Below are 20,340 nucleotides of genomic sequence, written 5' to 3'. Positions count from 1 at the left end.
TCCTTTCTTAAATTTCTATCAAATTTTATTTTGCTTGTTTGTAGTAAAGTTCCCAGTATTTGCTTCTTTTGTAAAGCACTTCGGTCTTTTTACTCTTTCCTGATTTTAAATTTTCATTAGCATTTGCTGCTACCGCACCACTTGCTGCCACAGCGCCAACTAGACCGACTTTTTTTAGAAATTCGCGTCTATTTTGCATATGTACCCTCCGTTCTTAGTTTTCTTATCCTATTTTTTTCTCTTCTTATACTTTCTGACCTTGAGAGGCCATCAGTTTTTTTGTTTTCATTTCTAAGTGGTTTTGGTGAGTTTAGAGCCACGCGCTCAAAAGCTATAAATTCGTTTAACAAAACGGCTACATCTTTATAAATTTCGCTATTTTGATGCTCGTATAAATTTTCTATAAACTCATCAATGTTTGGATTTATTATTGTTTTAAAAAGCTCTTCTTCGCACTCGTCAAATTTACCTATAAATTCGTTCATCAGCGTAAAAACAAAGCCCACGTTGTCTTCATTCTCTTTAAATTTACTCTCATCTCTTCTGATGTTTGTCTTAGCTAAAATTTTACGCACATTAGCGCAAGCATGACCAACTTCATATCCCTCATCGTAAAAAGAGAGCGAGTTTCGAAGCGGACTTGGCGGAGTGTGAAAAATGTCATCAAATTCGGTGATCAAATTTTGTGGATCTTTCTCGTCAAATTTACTTTTGATATTTGCAACAGCATGCGAGACTTCATCATTTAGGCTGTATTCTTCTATGAGATCAAGCATTTTACTAAGGCCATCAAATCTCTTTTCATCTTCACTAAATACGAAGAATTTAGAGAAAGTAGCGTAGTAAAGTTTTCTGCCAGCTGCAAATTCCTCTTTTGTGCTCACCTTTTTCCTTAAATAGTTTTTTAACGACACTGAAACTATACAATTAATTGCCTTATTAATGTGGCTTAAAATAAAATAAATTAGAAAAGTTAAAAAAAGCTTAAATATGCCTTAATTGCATATTTAAAAACGCCATTTTTAGGGAGTTATATAAGATATGATTTTTTAGCAGGATTATTAAAATTTAGCTCTTTTTTGATATCCATTTTTATTTTTGGACTAAATCTAAAGAGTGGGAGTAAATTTTACTCCAAAGCTAGCATCGAGCCATCTTCAAATTCTAAAAATACCCTCTCGCCGATCTTTAAAATTTCATCATCGTGGCTAAAAATTTTGATCAAAAAGTCGCCAACTTTGACCTTCAAAAGCTTTTCATCGCCCATGTAAAGCGAGGCTGAGTGCAAAATCCCTGAAATTTGACCCTCTCCACCTGTTTTAGAAATTTTTATCTTGCTTGGGTTGATCGTGATCTTACTTTTGCCTTTAAAATTTGAAGGCAAATTTAGCTTCGCATTATCGCCAAAGCTTAGCACGCCACCTTCTATCTCAAAGATATTTTTGTATTCAAACTCGCAGACTCTGCCCTTGTGTAAGAAAACGCACTCGTTTGCTAGCATACTAAGCCACTTCTCGTCGTGACTTGCGATGACAAAGCCGCAGCCATATTTCTCGTGCATCAAATTTATAGCCTTGCTAAAGAGCTTTGAAGTGGCGATATCAACGCTGTTTGTCGGCTCATCAAGCAGATAAAATGGCGCTCTTAAAGAAAGTGCAAGTGCAAATGCGATGCGCTGCGTCTGTCCTGAGCTTAGCTCAAAGTGGCGCTTGTTTAAAAACTTCTCATCAAGTCCTACAAGTGCCAGAGCTTCGCTAGTTCGCTCCTCAAATTCGCTTAGTAAATTTCTACTTTTTAAGATGGCTTTGAAATTTTCTCTCACACTTCTTTTTAAAAGGGCAGGTTCAGGCAGTAAAACTGAAATTTTACGCAGCATTTCAAGGCTTGGCTTGCTCTCTCCCCAGAGTGAAATTTCGCCGCTGTTTGGGCTTTGCAAGCGTGAGAGCACTCGTATGAGCGTGCTTTTGCCGCTGCCGTTGCTACCCATTAGAGCGGTTATCTTTTTAGTATTTATATCAAGGCTTGGGATATTTAGGATCTCGCTTTTGCCGTAGTTTAGGTGTAAATTTCTTATCTTTATCAAAATTTGCTCCTATTTGTCTAGTTTTCTTAGCGCAAAGATCGCTAAATTTACTAAAAATGCGATAAATATCAAAACCATGGCAAGCGCTATACCCATGGCAAATTCGCCCTTGTTCGTCTCAAGCGAAACGGCTGTAGTGATCGTTCTGGTAAAGTACTTGATGTTGCCACCTATCATCATCGCAACGCCCACTTCAGCCACGATCCTGCCGTATGCGGTGGCGATGACGACCATGAGAGCGTAGCGTAACTCGTAAAGCACACAGCAAACTAGCTTTGCCGGTGCAAGGCGTAAATTTAGAATAGTTAGATAGTGCTTTTTCTCCATATTTTCAACCACGCTTGCAGTAAGCGAGATGATGATAGGGAGGGCAAGCACAAACTGACCTAACATGACCGCTTTTAGCGTAAAGAGTAAATTTAAGCTGCCAAGCGGACCGTTTCTAGTGATAAATGCGTATAAGATAAGGCCGATCGCAACTGTTGGCATGGCAAGAGCCGTGTCACTTAAAAGGCGTAAAATTTTTCGGCCCCTAAAGTCATAAAATCCAAGCATGAAACCAAGTGGAAAGCCCACAAGAACGGCAAAAAGTATCGACACGCTTGATGTGTAAAGAGTAGCCTTGATGGCTGAATATGTTTCAAGGTTGTCATTTAAAAGTAGATTAAAGGCTTCTGTAAAGCCATTAAGTAAAAAATCCAATTATTCTTTCCTAGCATATTTCTTAAGATTATTTTAAATGTGCTATAATATCACAATTTTTTTTAAAGGAGAAAAATGAAAAAGATTATCTTAGGCTCACTAGCAGCCGCAGTTTTGGCGTTTGGCGCTGACAATGAACTAATCATGGCGACTACAACAAGTACAGACAACACTGGCTTGCTTGATGCGATCTACCCAGCTTATAAAGCAAAAACAGGTGTTGATATAAAATGGACAGCTGTTGGTACAGGTGCAGCTCTAAAGCTTGGCGAAGACTGCAACGCTGACATACTTTTCGTTCACTCACCAAAAGTTGAGAAAGAATTTGTAGAAAAAGGTTTTGGCTTAAAAAGAAATGCCGTAATGTACAATGACTTCGTCGTTATCGCTGATAAATCAATCGCTGATAAATTTAAAGGTAAAGATATCAAACAAAGCTTTGAGCTCATCAAAAAAGATGGTATCAAATTCTTCTCACGTGGCGACAAATCAGGCACAGATAATAAAGAAAAAGGCATCTGGAAAAAGATCGCTGGTGAAGTCCCTGAAAAAGATAGCTGGTATATGCAAACAGGTCAAGGCATGCTAGCTACGATAAATGCTGCTGCTGAGCAAAAAGGCGTTACATTTACTGATCGCGGTACTTATATCAAATATGAAGCAAACCAAAAAGGTCATCCTGAGATGGTCATCATCAACGAGGGCGACAACGACCTTAAAAACTTCTACTCTCTAATCGCAGTAAATCCAAAACACTGCCCAAAAACTGACATCGAAAATGCAGAGAAATTTATAAAATGGGCGACAAGCGAAGAGGGTCAGAAATTTATAGGCGACTTCAAGCTTCTTGATAAGCCACTTTTCACTCCAGACGCAAACACACGCAAAAACTAATTCAAAGGGCGAGCAATCGCCCATCTTTTTATAAATTTTCATATTTTTCAAATTTATTTTTAATCACTTAAACTAAAAAACCAAATTCAAAATAAGACAAAAGCAGCAAAAAGCTCCGTAAATTCAGCGTCAAAGAAATATGCAAATTTTGCATATTTACTTAAAAGAAAATTAAAAAAAAATATTAGTTTTAAAAATAATTTTATATTCTAAGGTATATAATAACCGAGTTATTAGAAATATTACTTGAAAGGAAATCTATGCAAAAGATTGTTCAAACAACCTGTCCGTATTGCGGAACTGGTTGCGGCATAGACCTTATCGTAGAAAACGGTAGGATAGTCGATGCAAAGCCGACTGAGAACCACCATGTAAATGATGGCGAGTTGTGCTTAAAAGGTATGTTTGGTTGGGAATTTGTAAATTCTCCAAAACGTTTAACTAAACCAATGATGAGAAAACTAAACGGAGAGTTTAACAGAGAGGGCAAACTCGAAGAGGTTAGCTTTGAAGAGGTTTATGAATTTTTAGGAAAGACTTTTAAAAATAGCGTAGAAAAATATGGTCCAAGCTCTATCATGGGCTTTAGTTCAGCTCGTTCAAACAACGAAGACAACTATGTATTTCAAAAATTCTTTCGCGCTTTAGGAAGCAACAACGTAGATCACTGCGCTCGTCTTTGACACGCTCCAACAGTGGCAGGTCTTGCCAGCACCCTTGGAAACGGAACAATGACAAACGATCTTGTTGAGTTTGCGACTGATACAGATGTATTTTTACTAATAGGCACAAATACAAGCGAATGCCACCCGATCATCGCTATGCAGATGCAAAGAGGCTTGGAGCGCGGCGCAAAAATGATCGTCGTGGATCCAAAACGCACCGATATGGCTAAAAAAGCAGATATATTCTTGCAAATTCCAGTTGGCTCAAACATCAAAACACTAAACACAATGATGAACGTCATCATCTCTGAAAATTTACAAGATACAGAATTTATCGAAAAATATGCAGAGGGTTTTGATTATCTAAAAGAAGCCGTAAAAGACTTCACTCCTGAGAGATTTGAGCGTGAGACTGGTGTGAAAAAAGAGCTCATCATTGAGGCTGCTAGACTTTACGCTAAGGCTGGCAGTGCAGCTATCTGCTACACTATGGGTATCACTCAGTTTAGTGACGGTACATCAAATGTATTCTCACTTTCAAATTTAGCGATCATAACAGGAAATTTAGGTAAAAAAGGCGCTGGAGTAAATCCACTTCGTGGACAAAACAACGTTCAAGGCTCATGCGATATGGGCGCACTACCTAATGTCATCCCAGCAGGCCCAGTAAATAGCGCTTACGCACAAGAGCAAGCTCGCAAAGTTTGGCACTTCGAGCTTAATCCAGTGCCTGGCTTTAAACTAACATACGCACCTGATAAGATGGATAGCGGTGAGCTAAAAGTGCTTTACGTTTATGGCGAAAACCCTGTTATGAGTGACCCTTGGACAGAGCACTTTGTGCATGCTACACACCACTTAGATTGCTTTATCGTGCAAGATCTATTCTTTACTGAAAGTGCTCAAAAGGCCGATGTAGTCTTACCTGCAGCTGGCTGGGGTGAGAAAGATGGAACATTTATCAACACATCTCGACGTGTTCAAAGAACTAGAAAAGCAAGCGAACCAGTAGGTGGCGTAGAGCCTGACTGGAAAGTAGTTTGTAACATCGCAAAAGCTATGGGACTTGAGGGATTTGACTTCTTAAGTGCAGAAGAGGTTTGGGATGAGCTTAGAAAACTAATGCCTAAATTCTTTGGTGGTATCAGCTACTATAGACTTGAAAAACTAGGTGGCATCAGCTGGCCATGCCCTGATGAAGATCATCCAGGCACACCTGATCTTTATACTGATCACAAATCAATGCTACCTAATGGTAAATTCCGCCTAGCTCCAGTACTTTACGCTGACGATAAAGATAAGCGTGCGAGCATGGAGGCTGAATTTAAAGCCAAAATGCATATACCTGATGGCTATCCAGTAGGCTCAGGCGCGATGAGCGAAGTACCTGATGAGGTCTATCCTTGCCTATTTACAACAGGTAGAAAAGTTTATCACTACCACACTGGTACGATGACTAGAGAGTGCCCACCGCTAGAGTACGGCGCTGGTATCGAAGGTCCGCTAATCGAAGTAAGTCCTGATATCGCAAGAGAAAGAGAACTAGAAGATGGCTGCTACGCAATGGTAGAGAACAAACGCGGCAGGATCGCAGCTAAACTTCGCATAAATCCTGACCTTAGAGAGAGTACGATATTTACGACTTTCCACTATAGTGAGGCTGACGGTAACGAGCTTGCAAATGCTCAAGACCATGACCCACTCTCAGGTATCACACCTCTTAAGATCACTATAGCTAACATAAAAAGGTTAAGTGAAGAAGAGTATATAGCATTTAGACAACAAAACGAGATGTCTATGCACTCTGAAAAACCTTATCTTTCACCTGTTAGATCATAATTTCAAGGGCGCAATGCCCTTGAATTTTTAATTCAAATTTTCATAGTAAATCAACTTTTATTAACTAAAATTTTCTATTGTTTATAGAGAAATTTCATAGCAAGAATGGGTTATTTTTATAAAATTGCTATGAAGTGCTATCTCTATTTTTTACATCTATCAAGGCTCTTAGGTTTTTAGAGCTTGTATACGTTGTTGGCTTTAACTTTTAAATTCTGTGATCACTAATTGGCGTGAGAGTTTAGGTATTATTTTTCTTTTAGCTGACCAAGTCAAAAGTTTTTGCTACTTTTTTGAGCTAGTCAGCCAAATAGTCAGCTAAAAAGTTATGATAATAATAGTTTGTCATTGTTTGTGATAGTTTGTAATTTTTTGAATAAAGGCTTTAAAATAACGTTAAAATCGTGGCTCAATGTTTGCAAAAGTTGGTAAAAGTTTGTGATTGTTTATAAGTGGTGGCGGACAGAGAGGGATTTGAACCCTCGAGCCCCGATTAAGAGCTGCACCCTTAGCAGGGGTGTGGTTTCAGCCGCTCACCCATCTGTCCATGTTTATGAAAAATTTTATTAAAAAGAAATGGTGGTTAGAGGCAGAATCGAACTGCCGACACGCAGATTTTCAGTCTGCTGCTCTACCGACTGAGCTATCCAACCACCTTGATAAAAGAAATTGGATTATACATTTTAAATATTTAAACTAAGTTTAAAAATCTACAAGAAGCTTTTGTTTTTAAGAAATTTAAATATAAAACTATAAATTTTTAGCCCGACAAAGTTAAATTTAATGCACCAAATTTACTACACTTACATCTTTATCTATTTCGATAAAAAATGTTTGTGCGCCAGCTCCGCTGCCATATACGCCTTTATAGACTTGATTTAGCGCATGTCCGCTACCATCAATCGCCACTTGGTTGTGTGTATCGCCTAAAGTGCTATGCATTAAATTTAGTGCTGCCACTTCGCTGTCTGTTGCTTGCGTAAAAATAGTGCCTTTGCCCTCCAGCGCTACTTTGTCATTATTATCGCCTTTGATCTTTAGCACGGTATTTACGCTTTTTAAGCCACCATCTGTTACTTGTGAGTCTATGATATCCAGCACGCTTTTGGCATCCAGTCCTATCGAGACAGCCTGAGTGCTCTTGCTACCAAGCTGTAAAATTTCAAAGCTCTTTAGTTTATCATTTAGATCATCTACTCTGCTAAGATCGACATTTTCAGTAAAGATGAGCGTATCAACACCGCCTTTTGCGTCTATCTTGTTGCCTTCGTAGGTAAAGGTATTGTTTTGATCATCTCCCTCGTGAGTGATCTTGATATTTTTATCTATCTCAACGAAAAATGTTTTTGTGCTAGTTCCATCAGTGTACGTGCCTTTGTAGACGTGATTTACTGGAGTGTCGTAGGAGTCGATGATCGGCTTGCCACTTGCATCTTTATATGTTTTCCACACATCTGGGTTGTGTGTTGGATCTGGTTGGAATTCTCTTACATGTCCGTTACCGTCAGTTTCTACTTTATTATAGCTACCACCTATAGCTTTGCTGTGCTTCCAGTTTAGCAAAGTGATCTCTTCGTTTGTCGCTAATTCAAATTTATTTGTGCCATCGTTTATTAGTTTTACGATATCGTTGCTATCTCCTAGTATCTTTAAAACAGTATTTATGCTTTCAGTGCCAGATACGGTTGTTAGGGTTGAGTATTCGCCTTCTGTTATCTTTGTTGTTCTAGAGTCTATTATGTCAAGAACATTTTTTGTGTTAAATGATATTGAAACAGCTTGATTTTCTGTGCCTAATTGCAGGCGTTCGAAGCTTTTTAGATTATCATTTAAATTACTCACCTTTTCTAGTTTTGTATCTTCAACAAATATCAGCTTATCTACGCCACCTTTTGCGTCTATATTCTTGCCATTGTAGATAAAGACATCGTTTAGGTTACTACCTTCAAGGCTATCATTATTGTGTTTGAGATGTATTACTTTGTTAAAGTCATCCGTGTCATCGCCAAAATATTTTGTCGGCTTACTACTATCTTTTTCTTGATTTATTAAGTTTCTATACCCTTTTTTGCCAGCTATAAGACCATCTTTTTCATCGCTAACATATCCTTTATCATGTAGGGCTTTTACATAACTATCACTAAAAAGGTGCGTGCCGCTACCCTCTGAGCCTATTATTTTATAGTCGCTAGCATTTTGTGACCTTTTCTTGATCATTATGTCCAAGAATGTATCTTGCGTCCTATCGACATAATCAACCTCTATCCTATAAAATCCTTTTTTAAGATTATAAATATGATTGCCTCCGTGAGGACCATTGTCGCCTGAACCAAACCAATATGCCCACTTTCCAAAACTTTCATCTGCTATTTTTACATCTACCATATCTTGAAAGTGCTTTGCTGCTATATTGTATTGACCATCTTCTTTTATATATATCCAACCTTTCATTTTCATGATCAGATCAGTTCCTATAGGCTCTGCCTCTTCAAGGACGTAGTTTCCTGTCTTGTTTAGATTATAATGTGCCCCAGTGTGATCGGTATCACTTGCTTCTGGAGAGTGACCCACCTTTGCTATATCGTTTGTGTTTAGCTCACCTGCGTGCGGTCTTGTTGATTTTAGCTTCCAGTCTTTACCTCCTTGAAAAGAAAGCTCATTATAAGTAGTAGTAGCACTTACACCTGCCCATTTGGTCCATGCCTCATAGTGATTTGCTACGTGGTATCCATATCCTCCTGGGGAGGTATTGTCCGCTCTTGGACCAGTCGTAACTGCTGGGTCGTATGACCAAAATTCTGTGTTTGTGCAGTCAAAAAACCACATATCAACGTCAAGGCCTTTGTTTGCCACCATAGTCACGGTTTGAACGGCTAAATTTCCAGCATCATCTAGTCTTTCTACTATGTAGTTTTTGCTACCAGTATTTTGCGCTACGTTAAAGCTTCCAGAGTAGCTTAAATTTCTATCAAGTGTCAGTGTAGTCTTCTCAGATGTCTCAGCATCTATGACCTCTACATCTTTTGATTTTTCATCGTGCGGATTGTTTGCAGCTTCGCCTTTGCCACTAAAATTTATAGCGTAGTTGCCAGAGCCGTTTTTTATATTATCAAAGTCAGATTCTATTAGCTTGTCAGGCTTTGAGTCAAGATCGACCGTGATAGTTAGGTTATCATCTCTTTGAGGCACGCCGTCAGTTCCCACATAAGTGGCGTCTATGATATGGTGTGTTCTATCTAGCTTTTTGCCAGCTTTTTCAAAGTCTGCTATGACGGTATTGTTTTCGATCTTAGCTATAAAGCTATCACTTATATTTGCGTTTTCGTCTTTTATCTCTATTAGCACGTAGCCTTTGCCGTCACTTGTGGTATCGGGCTTATTTATGCCAAATTTAATGTATGGCTGTTCGTCATTTGTAAGAGCGATGTTGTAGTTTATCTTTTGGGTCGAATTTGACTCATACTGGCTTGTCGAGATGATGTGTTCGTAGTCCTCTTCGTTTAGGTATTTTGCGGAGTGGATATCAGCATTATCTATCTTTGTAACAAGCTTTACATCATCTATATAATCAAGCACGCCAAAGGCAAATAGCCTACCACTTGAAGTGCCAGAGATCGCGCTTCCGTCATCTTTTATAAGGGTCGCATCGACTAAGGTCGGACGCTTGCTACTTACCGTCACGTCTGGTATGGTGATAGCGCCGTCACTTATCACTTTTATATCGCTTGGGTCTTTTTTGTTTATCATATGCACGCCATCATCGTCTAGGATGTAGCTCACGGTTGACTGTTTGTTAGTAAGTGGGTTTAGGATGCTTATCTTTAGCTCATCTTTTGGCACTGCGCTACTTGGGAGATAGACCTTTACATCAGAGGTCGTTATAGCTCCAGTGGTGTCATCTATGAGCCCATCTCCATCAGCGTCTTTGACAAATTTCGCCACTGGGCTGTCGCTAAATTTTATCTCATTTGTATCGCTCTCGCCTTTGTTGCCAGCCTTATCCATCATGGTCGTCGTTATGCTTGTGGTTTTGCCATGCTCTATAGGCACTGTGATCTTAAATTTACCATCATTTAGTGGCACTTCATTGTGATCAGGGGCGATTATCTTGCCATTAGTGTATGTATAGACCTTGTGCGTTTTACTGCCGTCTGGGTTGGTGACATCGATGGCTATCTTATCGCCTTCTTTTATCACGCTTGGGATTTTTATAGATGCCTCAGTCTTTGTTGGATCGCCGTCATTGTATCTGTTTTCTGAAGTATCTATCCTGCCATCTGGAGTTCTATTGCTAGAGCCCAAGTCACTATCAAAGCTTATCTTGGCTGATTTTACAGGTGGAGCTACTACGACGCTTGGGGTGGTTTGGTTGCTTGAGCCATTTGGTTTTGGCGTGCCATGCTCGTCATTAACCGTTGTGCTTATAGATACACTTGAGCCAGGTGTCACTGGCACGCTTACGCCTGGCATTTCAAATTTGCCATTAACTATTGGCACTACTATGCTTGGGTTATTTTTATCATAGACGCTTGTGCCATCGTCGCTTACTACAAATTCTTTTGGCGAGCCACCTATGTTTATAGTGACGCTCTCTTTTGGTTTTATAGTGCGAGGTAAATTTATCTCAACCTTTGAAGTGCCATCTCCTATCTCGTCGCTACTTATCAGACCATCGCCGTTTTTATCAGCTGTTAGCGTCACTTTTACAGTGTCACTTACACTGCTGCTTGGCGTAGTGCTTGTGGCTGAGACGTTGCCAAATTTATCGACTACGCCAGTTTCTATGCTGCTTCCTGCTGTGATGTTTGCGATGTTTGGCACGCTAAAGCTGACTGCGCCATTTTCATCGGTCGTAAATGTATAGGTGTTGCCGTCCTCGTCAGTTGCCGTGCCATTTTCTTTATCTAGCGTAAATTTCTTCTCAACTGGCGGTTTGCCCGGCTCATTTAGCTTAAACGTGATCTTATCTCCAGTGCTAAGCTCGTCAGGCACTATAAATTTCATGCCGCTAGTTTGCGTGCCGCTGCCATATCCTAGCTCGGTCGCGTCTATCACGCCATCGCCATTTTTATCAAGATCAAGCGTGGCTGTCACTTTTGAGATGGCTGGCGTGTCGTTTAGCTCATAGGCAGTTGGCGGCGCTGTAAATGTCTTGCCACCAGTGGTGTATGAGCTTGTCACGGTCGTTTTGCCATGGTTTAAAATTTCAACCCCAGTGATCTCTGCTTTGCCATTTACGATAGGTATCGGAGGCGCTCCAGTGGGCGTGCCGGTGCTATCAACTGGGATTAACTCGTTTGTTATCGTATCTACTTTGTAGCTACTAGTTTTGCCACCGCCTTTCATGTTTGTCTTTATCGTGATGATGTCGCCATTTTTAGCAACGTCTGGGATATCAACCCCTATGCTTGTGATGATTTTCTTGCCATCAGGAGTTTTTGGTAGTGAGTTTAGCTGCGCTCCTCCTAAAAAGCCTTTTTTCTCACCAGTGTCGCTTGTAAGGTTAAAATTTAGCACGATGTTTGGCTCTGGCGGTGTAAAATTTAGGTTTTGACCGCCAAATCCAGCGTAAGAGACCCCGCCGATTTTAGCCTCGCCAACTGGCCATTTGACCTCGTCATGCCTAGCTTCAAGAGCGCGCAAACCAGTGTAGAAGTCGTAGATGTTTGAGTAGTGGCCACCTAGTTCAAATTTGATGCCACTACTGCTTGCTGAGGCGAAGTTGTGCGATGATGAGCCGTGAGAAGATAGCTCTTGATGGGAGGTTTGATCATCGTCATTTGCGTGTTCTTTGTGATTTTCAAGGATGTTTGCATTTTTTGGGATGACTAGCTCGCCCTTATGCTCGGCAAAGACATTTATAGTGTGAAATACTGAGTTAAAGCCGACATAAGCCTTTTCGCCGTCATCAAAAGCAATGGTAAGGTTTGAGTTTTCGCTCGTTTTTATATCATCACCAAGGTAAATTTCATCGCCTTTGTGCAGCACCCTCATAGTGCCGTCCCTGCCTATGGCGATGGCTTCACCCTTGATCTTTTTGATAACGCCGATCCTTATGGCGTCAAAATTTGGCATTTTTTCATCCCTGTAAAATGTGTGTATTGTAGTATCGAAAATCTCTTAAATTTTATATAGTTTGTACTACATCACCTCGACATGCACGTTTTTATCTATCTCGACAAAAAATGTCTGTCCAGCGTTGTTTTCACCTCTATAGACTTGATTGACCGCTTCGCCACCAACTTCATCGAGTTTGTTATAACCAGCTCCGATTACGCTATTTTTTGTATTTAGCGCAGCTACTTCGGCGCTTGTAGCTTTTATGAAATTCCCAACGAGCTGCACCACGTCGTCACTATCGCCTGAAATTTTAAGGATGGTATTTAGGCTCTCTAAGCCATCAGGCCCTTTGGTAGGGTTGGAGTCTATCATGTCGATTATGTTTTGCCCGTTTAGCTTTAGCTTTACTGCCTTTGTGTGATCAAGCTCGATGCGCTCAAAGCTCTCAAGGCGCTTATCTAGCTCACTTATCTTGGTTAGATCCACGTTTTGGGTAAAAACTAGCGTGTCTATACCACCTTTTGCGTCGATATCGTGCGAGTTAAAGATAAATTTGTCATTATCGTTGCTACCAACGTCTTTTGTGCCTTCAAATGTTAGCTTAAATTCTTTATCAAAGTCATTTGGATTGTCGCCGAATTTCGTACCATTTATTTCTTTTGCCTTGTAGAAAGTATCGCTCTCTTTTGTTACAAGGCCTTTTTGAGCAAGAGCCTCCATGTAGGCATTGCTGACTAGTTTTATGTTAGTGTTAGTAGGGTCATCTGAAATAATTTTATTAGGGCTGATGCCAGAGAATGCTACAAAAGTATAACTATATCTCTCATCAGATACTTCTATATGTACTTTATAAAAGCCGTAGTCTTCTGTTAAATTTAGATCATTAGTATATGTGCTGATACTGCTTGGAGAATTACCTTCGTCTAAGCCACCATTTCTGCTTGCCGATCCAAATGGCTGCCATGAAATTTCTCTACCATCAAATTCAAACTTAATGCTTTGCCTTTCATGCTTTGAATCATAATAAAACTTGTTAATATCACTACGATTTTTTATAAATATCCAGCCATCCATGCTGACCATTACTCCATCTGCTGTGATCTTGGACTCATATAGTTTATAGTGTCCGTTTAAATTGTGTGGCTTGAAGAAGCTGGTCATATTTTCGCTTAGTCTATCATTGGCATAGTCTGCATTTGGATCTCTGCCTATCTTAGCAAGCTCCATAGCTGTCGGAGTACGGTCGCGTAGTCTGCTAGTTTTGGTTGGAAAAGCTAAAGGATCAACCTGTTGTCCGCTATAGTAATATAAGTCATTAAATGTACTTGTCGCACTTACGTGATGGCTTGCACTCCACTCTTTTAGTATGCTTTTGCTATTATGCTCTATATCATAATAATCAAGCCCTCGTCCACCATTTCTAGCTGAGTCATAAAGCCAGATGTCTGCGTCTAGTCCTCTGTTTGTGACCTTCAACACATTTATGGTATCTATAAATGGCTCTTCTTTTGGCTCTGCAGCGCCGCCGCTTTTTTCTACCAACGTGCTAGAAGCGCCTGAGACGCTTTTTAGCTCGCTTGGCTGGGCGCTACTTATGTTTGGCTCTAAAGATCTGTGTTGGTTGTAAATTTGATGGATATTTGCGCTATGTCCGCTTGTAGCAAAACTAGCCATGCTCAAAGATATACCCTCGCTCGCGCCAAAGCCGTTAGAGTGATCGCTCTGCTCATCTGCTTCTTTTGCTGAAATTTTTAAAATTTCATCTAAATTTATGCTTTGATGAGCGCTTAAATTTACCTGCTCGCCATCTTCTAAAGTGATCTTGGCATCTAAATTTTTAGTAAAAATTTTCTCACCAGCGTAAATCTCATCGCCATCTTTTAGCATTTTTATGCTTCCATCTTGGCTTATGACGTAAATTTCACCCTGAATGTCTTTTATGATCAGCTTTTTTTCTTTCATATCTTTCCTCGTTGTATTCTAAGCCATATCGGATAAATTTATAAAATATGTATAGCTAAGGTCTTATTTTGTGGAGATTGTAGCAAGATGAGCCAGATATTATCATTGTTTTATGTCAAAGTAATATCTTTAAATTTATCCTTGTTTGGTGAGTATTTGAGCTATTTGTAGGTTATTTTATCTTTTATAAAACTATATTAAAATCACGGATACTCAAAGCCAAATTCATATTCTTTTAAAACACCGCCATAAAAGATAAATTTCTCATAGTAGAGCGGCATGTCAAATTCTTGCAAGAGTTTGCTTTCATTTTGTTCAGTGGTATAGGTAACAGTAGTTGTGTCACTTTTCTCTAGTAGGTTGTTTGGCTTGCCAAGTTTTTTTAAAATTTGTTCTTGTTTGTCGCCAAGCTTGATACCAGAATTTGTAGTAAATTCTTTGAGTTTGCTGAAATTTATATAGTCTTTAGTCAAATTTTTATCATAAAATTTGACATTTATTCTTTGAATTTCGCCGTTACCTCCACAGCAAAAATTAAGCGTCATTATTTGTGTTTTGTCTAAATTTACAAAGCTTGCCTTTTCGCCGTCTAAGAAGTATTTGACGTTTTGTAAAGTCAAATTTTTACCAACCTTGATATCATCAACACTCGTTATGTGCGGCAAATTTTCGCTAGCTATTAAATTTAGAAAGCCTAAAACTAGAGATAGTATTAAAAAGCTTTTTATAGAAAATTTACTCATCCTTGTTAAAGTCGCTCCAGCCGTTGTTAAGATATTTTGGACTAGGACTAAACTCCCCAGCTCCCACATCAAGATCGCCGCTGTTTGGTATCCTATAATGCCCCCACGCGCATGGTTTTGTTTGCGCCTTGCCCACCTTACACTCTCCGCAAAATAAATCATTTGCGTACATATCCTCATCTTCTGATATATCGTCATACGCTAGCCTTTGATCGCTATTAATGTACCATTTTATGAGCATTTGACCTTTGGCTTGAAAACCTCCATCGCCTTTTAAAAAATAGCTCGCTAAGGCTATGCCTTGGGCATTGATCTTGCCTTTCATAAAGTCATCAACGCCGTAGTTTAAATTTGCATACTTTTTTATCTTGGTTATTTGAATTTCGCCGTTAAATGGGCGAGCCTCTGTGGTTATTTTGTACTCACCAGATACGATATATCTTGTCTTTGAGACCTTTTTGACGCTACTAAAATTTATATGAAGTCTTTGATAATCAGCTCCGATATAGCCCAAAAATTTTGTACGAGTGTCAGCTATAATGCCAGAAAAATCAAATTTGTCAAATTTGTTTTCATTTATAAAACGAGCCTTGCTATCTAAATATTCGTTGAAACAGTGTTTAGCAGTTTGTTCTGCAAAAAGAGCTGGCGACATAAATAGCACTAGATAAAAAAGAATTATTTTATTGATAGTCTTCATATTTTTCCTCAATTATAACTTTTACATTATCTATTCCATTGCTCTCAATATATTCTATGAGCTGATAGAATTTGTTTATGCTACCAGAAACACCTGTAACATACTTTTTCCCATTTATTTCACTAACAACGATATCACTCCCTGGCAGTAAACATCCTTCAGAATGCTCTCCTTTACTACCAACATGTATTAATATGGCTCTACTTTTAGGAACATCATTATTATATAATTTTGGAAATCCATTTTCTAAAAAATTTCCACGCTTATTTTTAGAGTATTTGTCTTTTGAATATTTTGTAGAAACATGCCACGTTAGATTATATTTTCCTGTAGGTATTCTTTTGTCCTGACCAGATTGTTTTGTAGTTTCGCCATATGGTTCTAATATATAGCCCGTTAAATCGCTATCGCTAATTTTAAATTCACTTACTGTAGAACTGGATGAGTGAGTAGGCGCTTTATATTCCCATTTTCTAGTAATCCGAATTACATTACTATTTGTGATAATAACCCCAACCCCCTCATCCCCATCCACCCACATACCATTATCTACTCTTGTTATGCTCTTTGACTCATTAAAAGAGTTTATAAAGCTATTCATATTATCTTTGCTTAGTAGGTTGATGCCATACTTGGTATCTTGGTTTATCTTTGTTTGACCTGTTTGGTTTGTGTTGCTTGGGTTTTGATTGTTTGCGAAATTTGCTTCATCTATGTAAATTTGATATCTCTTATTTGTACTATCTTCACTCTTTAGCTCTTTAGTAAGTTTGTCATCTTCATAGATATTTATATCCTGTGCTGACATATCTTTATTTATATATAAGTGGCCACTTTTATTTACTAAGGCATCATCATGATTTAGACTAGCTTTAAAGCTCTTCTCTCTTATAGCATGCTCAAACTCATATATGATGAGCTTATCATCTTTAAATTTAATATATAGAGGTATCTTTATATCTATCCTTATATGGTTTTTACCATATACGCTTTTGTATTTAAATTTATCACTCTCTCCTTCAAGATATGCGAAAAATACTATAGTATGACCACCTTGCTTTAGCTTATCTAAATGATCTTTCTTTATAAGATCTGAAATTTTAAATCTTATCTCTTTACCCTTTTTATCTTTTAGCTCTACCACATCTTTTGGATTTGATTTAGATACTTCGTTATACTCTGTGGTTTTTATCACCTTATATCCCCAAAGTACCTCTTTATATCTCTTACTACCTTTTTCTTGTTTATATATAGCCTTTAGGCTTATCTCTTCATTTGTCTTAAATGGATACTGGCTATCAGAGACTACATTTACTATATGATCTGTTATATCTCTTAAAGATACCTTGTTTGTATAGCTAAAACTACCACCACTTTTATCTTTATATCCTATAGATATGATAGCTGTACCAGTGTATGCATGTATCCCTTTAGTATCATAAATTTTGCTTAGATCACTTGAATAGACTATAAGCTTAGTATCTTTCTTGTCATTTCTATCTATAGGGATATTGAATGTAGCTGTATATGAGTTTTTGATATCTGACTCTTTATTTTTAACTAAAGATATACTCTCATATATATTTTTATCACCGCAGTGGTGAAGATATATCTTATCTATATCACTAGCTTCACCTTTTTCGTTTTCAATGATGAGATTATCTAGTGTTAGAGCTAGGCTTGAGCTAGATGTTGATGTAGGTACTACATTATTGCCAAGAGCTAGACGAAGCTTCATATCAAACATAGCTGAGTCTTTATCATCTCTAAGGGTAAAGTTATTCTCCTTAGCGAAATTTAGAAGATTGAAATTTAGATATTCGTCTTTAGATGAGGGGAGCTTAAAGTGGCTCATCTTTACGACACCATCTTCTAGCTTGTACTCTATCTCATCGCTACTTTGCCTTATACTAGTAAAGCAAGCACCCTTTGTCTTGTTTTTATCATCTTTACTATCGTCATTGTCTTTATAAAGGATCACACTATCTGACTTTGTCTTTGCGTTTTTAAATTTGATATCTCTATCAGCTGAAGCGCCCTTGTTCTCTTTTTCGTAAGAGTCAAATTTAAAGTCAGTCAGTATTAGCTCGCATAAATTTAGCTTGCCATAGTTTGGTCTGCTAGGATTTAGCTCTTTTGGGTTTAGTTCGCTGCAGTCAAATTCGCTTTGGCTAGCCAGCACGATGGTAAAGTTGCTCTTTTTAGGCTGAAATATCCTAATAGGAGTAGCCGTCTTGATAGGGCAGAGTATGAGCATATCCTCTTGTTTATAAAGCTCTTCTTCCCTTTTTTTTAAAAGCTTGTTTATCCTTGAAGCGTTAGACGTAGAAGAGGAGGTTAAATTTACGCAGTAGATATTTTCAGTGCTAAATTTCTTTGATGTTTGGGAGGCTAAAAGAGAATTTAGCTTATCGGCAAATGGCTTAAATAGCTCCTCGCACTTTGAAGCGGTGCTGTTTGATCTCTCTTCGTCTTTTTGCATAAATTCTAAGTGCGTGACATCTTCTTTGTGCTCTTTGCCGTTTTTGTCTTTTGTTACATACATAGCTTTAGAGATATTTAGGTGGGTAAAGATATCTATGCACTCGCCAAAGCTGATGCGCTCCATGCTAGCCGCGCTAGACATGTCGTTTAGAGCTCTGTTGTTTTCGTCTGACTCGTAAAGGCCAAACTGAGCTGAGATCTTTTTTCTTAAAAGTTTAAGGTTGTGTGGGTTATCACCGCTAAAGCTCTCGTGAGCTAGCCAAAACCACGCTTTAAAGCGACTTTTGCTCTTGATATAGCTTGCTAAAGCTGGGTCGATATTTTTTTTGCTACTTATGTGAAGCAGGGCAAGAAGTGCCACATGCTCTTTTGAGACATTAGACGTCCCTGATGAAGTGAGCTTGACCTCTTCTAAATTTGCAAGCGACGAGCCTCTTAGTTTCTCTTTTATATCAGCCGCTAATGGTTTTAGCTTTGACTCTAAAATGGCATTTAACTGCTCGTTTTGGCTAAATTTAAACTCAGGCAACTCTGCGCCGCAAGCAGCCCTTGCAGCATTATTTATATCGTTAAAAAGCTTTTCTGTATTTATTTTTGAAACCACAGTTTTTGTTGTAGTGTCGGTTATTGTTTTTCTAATAGCCTCGATCACTTTTGTTTTGTTGGCACCATAAATTTGAGTACATATCGCGTCTAGATCGTCTTTTAGACTAAAGCTATAGCCCATAAGCAGCTTGTCGCCAGAGATGAAAGGCTTATTAATGTCGGCGCTGTATGATAGTTTGATGATATCTATTAAGTTTTCTTTAAAATTTGCATCATTTCTAGGGGTAATTGGCATAAAATTCTTCCTTAATTTTTTCGCCAAATATTAGCATAAACTTAAAAAGTATTCAATAAAAAACTCTTATAGAGAAAATTTTTGCTTTTTTCTTTAAATTTAGTGTCAAAATTTAGACAAAACGCCAAGATTTGAAAAATAGCTTAAAATCAAAGAGCCTTTATAAACTCTTTAAATTTATCTCCTCGCTCGGCGTAGCTCTTAAACTGATCAAGGCTCGCAGCTGCTGGGCTTAGAAGCGCTATCTCACCTTTTTTTAGCTCTTTGCTTATCTCATTTACAGCGTTTTGCAAAAAGTCGCATTTTAGGGCAGGCACGTTAAATTTAGCAGCTAAATTCATAAGCTTGTCGCTGTTTGAGCCGATGGCGTAAATTTTGACCTTAAGACCCTTTAAATTTTCAAAGAGCTCATCCATACTAACGCCTTTGTCGTCACCGCCTAAGATTAGGTGCATGAAGTGGTCTTTGTAGCGTTTTACGGCTTGAATGCTGGCGTCTATGTTGGTCGCTTTTGTGTCGTTTACCCAGGTTCGCCCCATCTTGTCGGTGAGCTCTTCAAGCTTGTTTGCTTCAATAACAAATGTGTTTAAAAGTCCTACATCACAGCGATCAAATAAAATTCTCTCAACCGCAAGTGCTAGTAGTGCATCAAGCAAAAATGGCGTTTTAAAGGCTATGTCGTCTAAATTTACACCGCAAAAACGAGCCAAGTCGCTCTCATCTTTATAGGCGATCACTTTTGCTTTGGTTGGCGTGCTAGCGTAAATTTCAGGCACTATCGCTACGCTCGTTTCGCTCATGCTAGCAAGTGGCTTAAGCTTTGCCTTTTCGTACTCGCTCATGTTGCCATGCCAGCTTAGATGATCTGGAGTTATCGGCAAAAGCACGTAAATTCCTGGTTTGGCGCGCTTTGTGTAGTGAAGCGTAAATGAGCTAGTCTCAAGTATCCAAATTTTAGCGTGCGGGTCTAAATTTGCTAGCGCGATGCCGACGTTTCCGCCCATGACTGAGCCTTTGCTCTCTAGCAGGTGCTGCATCATCTTTGTGGTCGTCGTCTTGCCGTTTGTGCCGCTTATCCAGATGTTAAATGGCAAATGGGCCTTGTAAATTTCATAAAAATAGTCATATTCGCTAACTAAATTTTTAGCTTTTTTGATAAGCTCGTGGTGAGGTGGGATGCCTGGGCTTGGTATCTCTAGGCTGCTTTTTGCTGGGTCAAATTCGCCAACTGGCAAAAGAGCGTTGCCAAACTCATCTTTTGAAATTTCACTAAATTTATCATCGTAGATGTCCCAAAGTCCGTCATTTACGAAGTTTTTAGCGATCGCCTTTGTCGTGCCACCATAGCCAAATAGTGATTTTCTCAT

At 38.7% G+C, this 20,340-nt stretch carries 12 protein-coding genes and 2 tRNA genes; 2 read left to right on the top strand and 12 right to left on the bottom strand.

What is annotated here, in order from left to right; translation table 11 throughout:
- Positions 1 to 25: 25 nt before the first annotated feature.
- The 4 genes from B9N65_RS03825 to tupB all read right to left on the bottom strand — a co-directional run bounded on the left by B9N65_RS03825 (position 26) and on the right by tupB (position 2,785).
- A complete protein-coding gene (locus tag B9N65_RS03825; protein ID WP_021085020.1) occupies positions 26 to 199 on the bottom strand; it encodes a twin-arginine translocation signal domain-containing protein in 174 nt (57 codons plus the stop codon).
- A complete protein-coding gene (locus B9N65_RS03820; RefSeq protein WP_087582875.1) occupies positions 189 to 884 on the bottom strand; it encodes a TorD/DmsD family molecular chaperone in 696 nt (231 codons plus the stop codon). Before B9N65_RS03820 ends, B9N65_RS03825 begins: the two co-directional genes overlap by 11 nt.
- A 245-nt stretch (positions 885 to 1,129) precedes the next feature.
- Complete coding sequence (gene tupC / locus B9N65_RS03815; protein WP_087582874.1) at positions 1,130 to 2,083, bottom strand: tungstate ABC transporter ATP-binding protein TupC; 954 nt, start codon at positions 2,081 to 2,083, stop codon at positions 1,130 to 1,132.
- Between the two features lie 9 nt (positions 2,084 to 2,092).
- A complete protein-coding gene (tupB, locus tag B9N65_RS03810) occupies positions 2,093 to 2,785 on the bottom strand; it encodes a tungstate ABC transporter permease TupB (RefSeq protein WP_087582873.1) in 693 nt (230 codons plus the stop codon).
- A 75-nt stretch (positions 2,786 to 2,860) separates the two neighbouring features.
- Between tupB and tupA the strand changes: the two genes are divergently transcribed.
- Positions 2,861 to 3,679, top strand: a complete 819-nt coding sequence (tupA, locus tag B9N65_RS03805; protein ID WP_002941321.1) for a tungstate ABC transporter substrate-binding protein TupA — start codon at positions 2,861 to 2,863, stop codon at positions 3,677 to 3,679.
- 260 nt (positions 3,680 to 3,939) lie between these two features.
- Positions 3,940 to 6,183, top strand: a complete 2,244-nt coding sequence (locus B9N65_RS03795) for a molybdopterin oxidoreductase family protein (RefSeq protein ID WP_257640019.1) — start codon at positions 3,940 to 3,942, stop codon at positions 6,181 to 6,183.
- 456 nt (positions 6,184 to 6,639) lie between these two features.
- On the opposite strand, the gene B9N65_RS03790 is transcribed toward B9N65_RS03795, so the two are convergent.
- The 8 genes from B9N65_RS03790 to murD all read right to left on the bottom strand — a co-directional run bounded on the left by B9N65_RS03790 (position 6,640) and on the right by murD (position 20,340).
- Positions 6,640 to 6,730 (bottom strand) — tRNA-Ser (locus B9N65_RS03790).
- 30 nt (positions 6,731 to 6,760) lie between these two features.
- Positions 6,761 to 6,836, bottom strand: a tRNA-Phe gene (locus B9N65_RS03785).
- 127 nt (positions 6,837 to 6,963) lie between these two features.
- Positions 6,964 to 12,258, bottom strand: coding sequence for a hypothetical protein (locus B9N65_RS03780; RefSeq protein WP_087582870.1), 5,295 nt, complete (start codon positions 12,256 to 12,258; stop codon positions 6,964 to 6,966).
- Positions 12,259 to 12,324: 66 nt separating this feature from the next.
- Positions 12,325 to 14,205 (bottom strand): hypothetical protein, encoded by a 1,881-nt coding sequence (locus tag B9N65_RS03775; protein WP_087582869.1) that lies wholly within the window; start codon positions 14,203 to 14,205, stop codon positions 12,325 to 12,327.
- A gap of 203 nt (positions 14,206 to 14,408) precedes the next feature.
- Complete coding sequence (locus B9N65_RS11145) at positions 14,409 to 14,948, bottom strand: hypothetical protein (RefSeq protein WP_219336879.1); 540 nt, start codon at positions 14,946 to 14,948, stop codon at positions 14,409 to 14,411.
- Positions 14,941 to 15,648: a hypothetical protein gene (locus B9N65_RS03765; protein ID WP_087582868.1), complete on the bottom strand. Its 708-nt coding sequence runs from the start codon at positions 15,646 to 15,648 to the stop codon at positions 14,941 to 14,943. Before B9N65_RS03765 ends, B9N65_RS11145 begins: the two co-directional genes overlap by 8 nt.
- Entirely contained in the window at positions 15,632 to 18,973 is a 3,342-nt protein-coding gene (locus B9N65_RS03760) for a DUF5675 family protein (RefSeq protein WP_087582867.1), read from the bottom strand. The genes B9N65_RS03765 and B9N65_RS03760 overlap by 17 nt, the downstream gene beginning before the upstream one ends.
- Positions 18,974 to 19,122: 149 nt before the next feature.
- Entirely contained in the window at positions 19,123 to 20,340 is a 1,218-nt protein-coding gene (gene murD / locus B9N65_RS03755; RefSeq protein ID WP_087582866.1) for a UDP-N-acetylmuramoyl-L-alanine--D-glutamate ligase, read from the bottom strand.

The organism is Campylobacter concisus, assembly GCF_002165815.1.
GTDB lineage: Bacteria > Campylobacterota > Campylobacteria > Campylobacterales > Campylobacteraceae > Campylobacter_A > Campylobacter_A concisus_BH.
The sequence above is the reverse complement of the archived record's forward strand: the minus strand, read 5'-3'. Positions and strand labels throughout refer to the sequence as shown.

Coding starts and splice junctions, on each gene's coding strand:
- B9N65_RS03765 (WP_087582868.1), bottom strand. CDS start 15,648: ATGAAGACTATCAATAAAATAATTCTTTTTTATCTAGTGCTATTTATG.
- B9N65_RS03775 (WP_087582869.1), bottom strand. CDS start 14,205: ATGAAAGAAAAAAAGCTGATCATAAAAGACATTCAGGGTGAAATTTAC.
- B9N65_RS03780 (WP_087582870.1), bottom strand. CDS start 12,258: ATGCCAAATTTTGACGCCATAAGGATCGGCGTTATCAAAAAGATCAAG.
- B9N65_RS11145 (WP_219336879.1), bottom strand. CDS start 14,948: ATGAGTAAATTTTCTATAAAAAGCTTTTTAATACTATCTCTAGTTTTA.
- B9N65_RS03760 (WP_087582867.1), bottom strand. CDS start 18,973: ATGCCAATTACCCCTAGAAATGATGCAAATTTTAAAGAAAACTTAATA.
- murD (WP_087582866.1), bottom strand. CDS start 20,340: ATGAGAAAATCACTATTTGGCTATGGTGGCACGACAAAGGCGATCGCT.
- B9N65_RS03825 (WP_021085020.1), bottom strand. CDS start 199: ATGCAAAATAGACGCGAATTTCTAAAAAAAGTCGGTCTAGTTGGCGCT.
- tupA (WP_002941321.1), top strand. CDS start 2,861: ATGAAAAAGATTATCTTAGGCTCACTAGCAGCCGCAGTTTTGGCGTTT.